The organism is Gilliamella sp. BG3 (assembly GCF_046635605.1).
Taxonomy (GTDB): domain Bacteria; phylum Pseudomonadota; class Gammaproteobacteria; order Enterobacterales; family Orbaceae; genus Gilliamella; species Gilliamella bombi.
On record NZ_JBIDFE010000045.1, the window covers coordinates 1 to 5,974 of the forward strand.

At 33.3% G+C, this 5,974-nt stretch carries 11 protein-coding genes; 1 reads left to right on the plus strand and 10 read right to left on the minus strand.

Translation table 11 applies throughout. The features are described 5' to 3' along the window. From ACGH6S_RS11845 to ACGH6S_RS11855, 3 genes are all read right to left on the minus strand, one after another. On the minus strand, positions 1-232 hold a 232-nt coding region (locus ACGH6S_RS11845), incomplete at its 3' end, for a hypothetical protein (RefSeq protein ID WP_411578955.1). Next, a complete protein-coding gene (locus ACGH6S_RS11850) occupies positions 222-440 on the minus strand; it encodes a host cell division inhibitor Icd-like protein (protein ID WP_411578956.1) in 219 nt (72 codons plus the stop codon). The genes ACGH6S_RS11850 and ACGH6S_RS11845, both read right to left, overlap by 11 nt. A 1-nt stretch (position 441) precedes the next feature. Then, positions 442-783, minus strand: coding sequence for a hypothetical protein (locus ACGH6S_RS11855; protein ID WP_411578957.1), 342 nt, complete (start codon positions 781-783; stop codon positions 442-444). A 130-nt stretch (positions 784-913) separates the two neighbouring features. Here ACGH6S_RS11855 and ACGH6S_RS11860 point away from each other — a divergent pair, with 130 nt between their 5' ends. Next, a complete protein-coding gene (locus tag ACGH6S_RS11860) occupies positions 914-1,087 on the plus strand; it encodes a hypothetical protein (protein ID WP_176700243.1) in 174 nt (57 codons plus the stop codon). Between the two features lie 304 nt (positions 1,088-1,391). Here ACGH6S_RS11860 and ACGH6S_RS11865 read toward each other — a convergent pair whose 3' ends face one another. The 7 genes from ACGH6S_RS11865 to ACGH6S_RS11895 form a co-directional block, all read right to left on the minus strand. Continuing rightward, positions 1,392-2,153, minus strand: a complete 762-nt coding sequence (locus tag ACGH6S_RS11865) for an antA/AntB antirepressor family protein (RefSeq protein ID WP_411578958.1) — start codon at positions 2,151-2,153, stop codon at positions 1,392-1,394. A gap of 93 nt (positions 2,154-2,246) precedes the next feature. Next, complete coding sequence (locus ACGH6S_RS11870) at positions 2,247-2,660, minus strand: hypothetical protein (RefSeq protein ID WP_296318075.1); 414 nt, start codon at positions 2,658-2,660, stop codon at positions 2,247-2,249. Then, positions 2,660-2,860 carry a helix-turn-helix transcriptional regulator gene (locus tag ACGH6S_RS11875; protein WP_411578959.1) on the minus strand — a complete coding sequence of 67 codons (201 nt, stop codon included), beginning with the start codon at positions 2,858-2,860 and terminating at the stop codon, positions 2,660-2,662. Before ACGH6S_RS11875 ends, ACGH6S_RS11870 begins: the two co-directional genes overlap by 1 nt. A 158-nt stretch (positions 2,861-3,018) precedes the next feature. Then, on the minus strand, positions 3,019-3,918 hold the full coding sequence (locus tag ACGH6S_RS11880) for a hypothetical protein (protein WP_411578960.1): 900 nt from the start codon (positions 3,916-3,918) through the stop codon (positions 3,019-3,021). 13 nt (positions 3,919-3,931) lie between these two features. After that, complete coding sequence (locus tag ACGH6S_RS11885; protein ID WP_411578961.1) at positions 3,932-4,261, minus strand: hypothetical protein; 330 nt, start codon at positions 4,259-4,261, stop codon at positions 3,932-3,934. A 128-nt stretch (positions 4,262-4,389) separates the two neighbouring features. Then, positions 4,390-4,761 carry a hypothetical protein gene (locus tag ACGH6S_RS11890; RefSeq protein WP_034914935.1) on the minus strand — a complete coding sequence of 124 codons (372 nt, stop codon included), beginning with the start codon at positions 4,759-4,761 and terminating at the stop codon, positions 4,390-4,392. A 339-nt stretch (positions 4,762-5,100) separates the two neighbouring features. Next, complete coding sequence (locus tag ACGH6S_RS11895) at positions 5,101-5,499, minus strand: terminase small subunit (RefSeq protein WP_411579549.1); 399 nt, start codon at positions 5,497-5,499, stop codon at positions 5,101-5,103. Positions 5,500-5,974 lie beyond the last annotated feature (475 nt).

Consider the following 5,974-nt stretch of genomic DNA (forward strand, 5'->3'; position numbering starts at 1 on the left):
AGCCATTATTCTTATCCTCCGTTAACCCGTACTCTTGTAACTCATCAAAAGCTTGCTCTACTAAATCAACGATAACCAACAGTAAATTACTCATATCGGTTTGTTCGATAAAAGGCTCGTCATATCCTGCGCACTTATAGTTAGTATTATCTAAGGCAATTTTAGCCATGCTCCGAACTTGAATAAGTTTTGTTTCGATGTTATTTAATATCTGAAAGTTATTATTGCTCATAGTGATAACCTCCAAAGCTTCTGGCTCTTTCAATAACTGGATATAAGCGAATTCTGGCAATAAAGATAAGGGATGATTTGCCTAGGCTTTTTCTAGCTTGTTGTTCTGTAGGAGCTAATGCCTCAAATACTTTGGCAGTAGTAAGGTCATAGAATTTAAATAGTTTAGTTTCACGATTACTTTTTTCTTTATAATTCGTTTTCAACATACTATTTACCTCCCTTACGGTTTTGTGTAGCATCAAGTAGGTTAATTTGATTTGAAGCGAAACAGGCAACATCTCTTAATTGTGCTAGTAAATAGCCAATATCGCGCATATCACTTTTAAGGTTCTGCTCGGAATAACTCTCATTTTCACTAGCCCAAAACATCAGGTTACCAATCGCACCTATTCCATATAGAATAGATTGCTGTAGTTCTTCAAAATGGTTCTCAGCTTGTAGTAAATAGTGTGTTGGAATATCTGCTTGATAGAGATTTAAAACAGAAATTAAATTAGATAGGTCAGGTTGCCCATTTTTAGGGCGTAGGGTATCATTACTATTAGCCATAGCATTACTCCGTTTAATGTTTGTGGTTAGATAGCTCATTGAGGCGCAAACTCTCTGGGCTATTGTTTTTTGGGGCGCGACCATTATAATGGTCGTTACCATGTAATTATAATAATATTGGGTAATTACCATGTCAACACCAAAAGAAAAAAGATCACCACAATACCAAATGCGATTAACCGAAGAATTTCGGCAACAGTTAGAAGAAGAAGCTATGAAAGATGGCGATACTAGTTTGGCTACTTGGATTAAAAGAGTTTTAAGAAAAGAATTACAATCACGAGGAATTATACCTAAAGCATAATAATTAAGTTTCTTGTGGTTTCTTTTTATGGACTCAATAAACCTACTTTTAAAATTCAACCCCATGCAATGATTAGTACGCATTAAAAAAACGGTTTTCACTGCGTACTTAGCGCGTACTTTTACACTGGTTTCCATTGAAATAGGCTTTTTTGACTGAAAACTAGAATTATTGCCAACCAAGAAGAATGATTTCACCTTTTGGATGGCGTTAATCCCATCAAAATAGCAATTTAAGCGATTATTTAGGGCTTGGGTATATTGCCCTATTGCTAGGGCGTTAAATGGGTGTGTAGTCATCATAATTAAGCCACCTTACCCAATAACCGAATCATGTAGCTTTGTGATAACTTGATGAGTTCTGCTTTTCGTTTTTCATAATTCCAACCCATATCTATTAACGTGATATTGGATTTCTCAAGGTAAGCTAAGTGATTAAGCTGTTCTTCAGTGATATGGTCGCGAATATCACCCGTGAGATTATGAGCTTTTCGGTAAGCCTTTGCTGTCATGCCAAGTACAATACGATTAATCATATCAAATTCATTAGTATAGTGATGTGGCTTGGTCTCCTTGCCTAGGGATAATCGTTGTATAGTTAAAGCGTCACACATAGGACGGCTATAATCTGCGACTTCTAAACGCGCTTTTAATCGATTAAGTGCTTTCTTTTGGATTGCTGGAGCGATTTCTTTAAGGTGTTCTTCACAACGTATAAAGTACTTTCTTATTGCTCGTCCTTTCTCGTTGTTTTCAATCATTGCTAATTCTTTAGCCATGTTTAAAGTTAGATGATAATCAATACTTCTACGGTCTCCGCCTCTTACCGCTTCCCTTTTATTAAGCTGTTTGTTTTTTATACTTTGATTCACCAATTCGGGGGAATCAAAAAACACATAATCATCATTTTCAATAAAGCCATATTGTTCTATACGCCCTTTTATCCATGTAGAAAAATCACGCCCTACACCAAGAAAATGATGTAATTGTTTTGCGCTAACTGTTTGCTGTAATTTACCGTTTAATTGTGTTTCGGTTACTGGTACTAAATTATTAAAATCTGTCATTTTTTATCTCCTAACGTGTCCGAAAATTCCCCGTTTAGCTAAATTTAGGCAAAGGGATACCGTCGGAATGAGCTTTGCTATAAAATCAATTAATTAAGCTGCTTTGCTTGGATAAAGTGCTAAAATTTGGCTGATATCCGATTCAGTTAATAAGCTATTTTCATAACTAAGAATCAGATTAACCACCTTTTGAGCATCTTCCTTATTGGCTAGGTAATAGCGATAGTGTGAGCCTATTCCGTCGGTATTGGGTTCATCCATGCGCTTTAATGTGATGCCTAACTTTCTTTCTAGTTCTGAACAGTAATTTCTACCGCTAGAAAGCCTACAGGTGCGCAATATCTCATTTTCGGTAATACCATTGTCACCAGTACACGCAATTAATAGGTAAGCTCTCGGCTTTTTGGGTAGCTTTTTATAATCAGATTGGCTATGATTGGAAGCGTCAAGATTCCAATGCAAGCCCTCGATTATTTCGCGATATAGAGGGTTTTGTTTTATCACCATTATGCTACCTCGCGACGTTCAGCCTTTCGACTTTCTAGCCAAGAATTAACTTCATCAAAAGAAAGCATAACTTTGCGAATGCCTACACGAATAGGCTTGGGTGCTAATGGGTCGGTTTTGATTAGATTGTAGTAGGATGTTTTACTCCTAAATCCTGCATAAGCTAAGAATTCGGCAATTGTAATTAATTTTTTGGTCATATGTGTATCACTCCGTTTTTTGTTGAACTGGAATGATTAAATCACATTAAAGTACTATCATAGCAACACTATTAGGGGTTACAGTAATAGTAAAAAAGGAACTATGACAGTTCCTTAATCTATTGGTATTACTGGTTTTGTTACTATAATAGTAAAAGTTACTTACTTCTATTAATTGGGCATGAAACTAATTCTATTGCTTTTGCTAATTGGTCTGTTTGGACATTGTAATTTGCTTTTAAAGCTTCACAAATAGCATCTTGTGTAGGCCTAGTTCTTCTATCTTGCTCATTATACTTAGACCATTCTTTATTTCTAATCTGTATAGCTAATAATAAGGGGTCGTCTGCTCTATATTTGCCAAGTAAAATAGGAATTTGTTCTTTTAATTCCTCTATTTTTATTTGAGCCTTATTTAGCTGCTCGGTTAATTTTTGATTATCAAGCTTTAGTTGCTTAATTTCTTCTGTTAAATCTTGGTTATTATTTACTGAAACTTGTTCATTTGATTTAATAGCTTCTAAATTAGAATTAATTATTCTTTGTTTATTTAATTCCTCTTCAAGCTGCTTTATTCGCTGCTCAAGCTCGTAATTGTTTTGATTCAATTCTTCGACATCTTCGTCAATAGGTAGCGGCCATCTAAAATTATATTTATTAGCCCATTTTGTAACTTCATTTTTATTTAAAGTAATATCATCGCGCCATTCTTGCCCAAAATCCTCGATAGTTACAATATTCTTACCATGAAGTATGTTATTATCCACTGCGTCCCATAGAGATGCTTTGTAACCTTTCACATCATCACAATATTGAGATCTATTTGAAAAGTGGAAAGGATCATAGCCCGCCATAATATTAGCAGCTTCTTTTAATTGAATTGTTTTTCTTGATAAAAATGGTTTTAGTTCTTTTGGTAAGTTATTAACAAGATCTATTTTATTTTTAAGATTTGGTAGCTCATTAACATCTAAATTGAACCCTAATAAAATTTCTAATTCATTACAATTAAAGCAATAATTCCGATAATCATCATTTAATTTTTTTTCAATTGCCATTATCTAATCCTTTCTAAAATGGTATTTCTGAATCCCAATCAATAGGTGAATCCACTTCTTTTTCAAACGCTCTACTATCATTTTCAATAATACGTTTAAGCATAACATCGATGAATATATCGTCTTTCACATAAGTAAATGTAGCAATTCCTAAACGTTTACCAAAGCAAGGAGGGTTTTCATACCAATTATTAAAATCAAAATTTTCTGAAAGTTTTATTAATAAATATTCAGCAGCAGTAATCCTGTCAATGTTAAATTTTTTAGAGATTAATAATAAAGTGTCTTCAACACTTATAAGTTTTCTTTTCGCTTCTTCTAACTCTTTGATAGCATCTACCATACGCCCCTCACGCCCCTAATAGATATTTGCGCCAGTTCGCTAGGGTTGCGAATGTTCGGGGATCAGCCTAGACGCAAATAATACATTAATATACAGTTAGGTACATTATAGCACTGTGTTTATGTACATTAAATATTGTTTTTATATTTATAATTCAATACACTTGCATTTTTAGATACTTGTAAACATTTTGTTAATTTATCAATTAAATATTCAATCTCATCACTTTCAAAAACCAAATAAATATATGAATCAACATCACTATAGTATTTACTTTCAATATCCCACTCAGGTGAAATATACCCTTTCTTTATGATATTTTGGAAATGCCAATCTTCATGGTTTTTTAGTGGGTTAATAACTTCCGTCATCCAAAAATATTGATGATCCGTATTCTTTCCTTTAATAAAAAAACCTAAGAAATTATTCTTCCTGTCATACTTAGCAAATAATGTATTTTCGGGTAAACAATGTAAATAATGATCTGTGCATGGGTACATTACAATTCCTCTTTCATAATAATAAAAATGTTACCGTTTAACCTATCTAGGCATTAGCTTATCAATATATTTATTAGCGTTACGCCAGTAAATATTTTCAATACAGATTAATTAGCTTGTTTTAAATCAAAATGCTAAAGATACAATTATAGCTGTCTTCATAATGAAGATAACTGCCTTTTATGATTAAATTGGTATCCATTTATTAAATACCTTTTTACTGGATACTTGTTTGGATACCTATATTAAATGGATTTTTGGGTATTTAAATTCCATATGAAGTGGCTCAATTTGAGCATCTAAAACTTGAGCAGGTAACAAGTTTATGCTCTTTGCTTGTCAGGCGGTTAAATCCTTTGGTGGTGGCGATACTAGCTCTATACGCATTGGTTTGGATTTGGCTATAATGCTACTTCCCATAGATTGATGATCTAATGTCTGCTTTTCAGAATAACCATGATTAGCAAGCATCAATTTAGCAATACTTGCGTTAAACTCGCCTTTTAAGCCTTTATTAATTAACTCGACTTCTTGGCGCGCTTTGATAAGTTCTAACATGTCCTTAAATTCTTCGCTTGAACTCGCATAATTGTATAAACTTGACCTTGAACAGTTAGCATATAAAGCCAGTCCAGCCATAGAGGGTATAACTTCCCCATTTTTGATATAGCCCTGCTTATGCAAATACTCTTGCCCTAGTCTTAACATGTCCTTTATCTTTGATTTTCGCCCTGCCATATTGCCACCTAACTTACTAATAATAAGGCTATTATAATCCAATAAGGCGAATTATTAGATTGCTTTCTAACGTGTCCAAAAATTCACTAAGCCAACCAATAGGAGGGGGGGGTAAATTCCTACGACCCTATACGTTCTAAACCGCCCACTCCCATTCATTTTAACGCTAACCCGATTTTTTTAGTTTTTTTAATGTTACCTTTTCCGTAATCTCCCTGTATGGTGGAAATCACCATAGAGCATTTATTCTTTTCCTCTAATAATAGCCCTGGATCAACCTTAAAATCATCATAACTTAACATTATGATTAATAATTATTTTATTTTAATAAAAAAATAGCGCCATATAAATATATTTATATTTCAATTGGTTAATTACAGGATCAAGATTATTTTTAAATGTGTATAGTAGTGAACAGTAGTGAATACTAGTGAACACCAAAAAATATATATAATAAGTATATAATATATTGATA

Excerpts from the sequence above, each read along its gene's own strand:
- ACGH6S_RS11850 (WP_411578956.1), bottom strand. The coding sequence starts at position 440 with ATGTTGAAAACGAATTATAAAGAAAAAAGTAATCGTGAAACTAAACTA.
- ACGH6S_RS11855 (WP_411578957.1), bottom strand. The coding sequence starts at position 783 with ATGGCTAATAGTAATGATACCCTACGCCCTAAAAATGGGCAACCTGAC.
- ACGH6S_RS11860 (WP_176700243.1), top strand. The coding sequence starts at position 914 with ATGTCAACACCAAAAGAAAAAAGATCACCACAATACCAAATGCGATTA.
- ACGH6S_RS11865 (WP_411578958.1), bottom strand. The coding sequence starts at position 2,153 with ATGACAGATTTTAATAATTTAGTACCAGTAACCGAAACACAATTAAAC.
- ACGH6S_RS11870 (WP_296318075.1), bottom strand. The coding sequence starts at position 2,660 with ATGGTGATAAAACAAAACCCTCTATATCGCGAAATAATCGAGGGCTTG.
- ACGH6S_RS11875 (WP_411578959.1), bottom strand. The coding sequence starts at position 2,860 with ATGACCAAAAAATTAATTACAATTGCCGAATTCTTAGCTTATGCAGGA.
- ACGH6S_RS11880 (WP_411578960.1), bottom strand. The coding sequence starts at position 3,918 with ATGGCAATTGAAAAAAAATTAAATGATGATTATCGGAATTATTGCTTT.
- ACGH6S_RS11885 (WP_411578961.1), bottom strand. The coding sequence starts at position 4,261 with ATGGTAGATGCTATCAAAGAGTTAGAAGAAGCGAAAAGAAAACTTATA.
- ACGH6S_RS11890 (WP_034914935.1), bottom strand. The coding sequence starts at position 4,761 with ATGTACCCATGCACAGATCATTATTTACATTGTTTACCCGAAAATACA.
- ACGH6S_RS11895 (WP_411579549.1), bottom strand. The coding sequence starts at position 5,499 with ATGGCAGGGCGAAAATCAAAGATAAAGGACATGTTAAGACTAGGGCAA.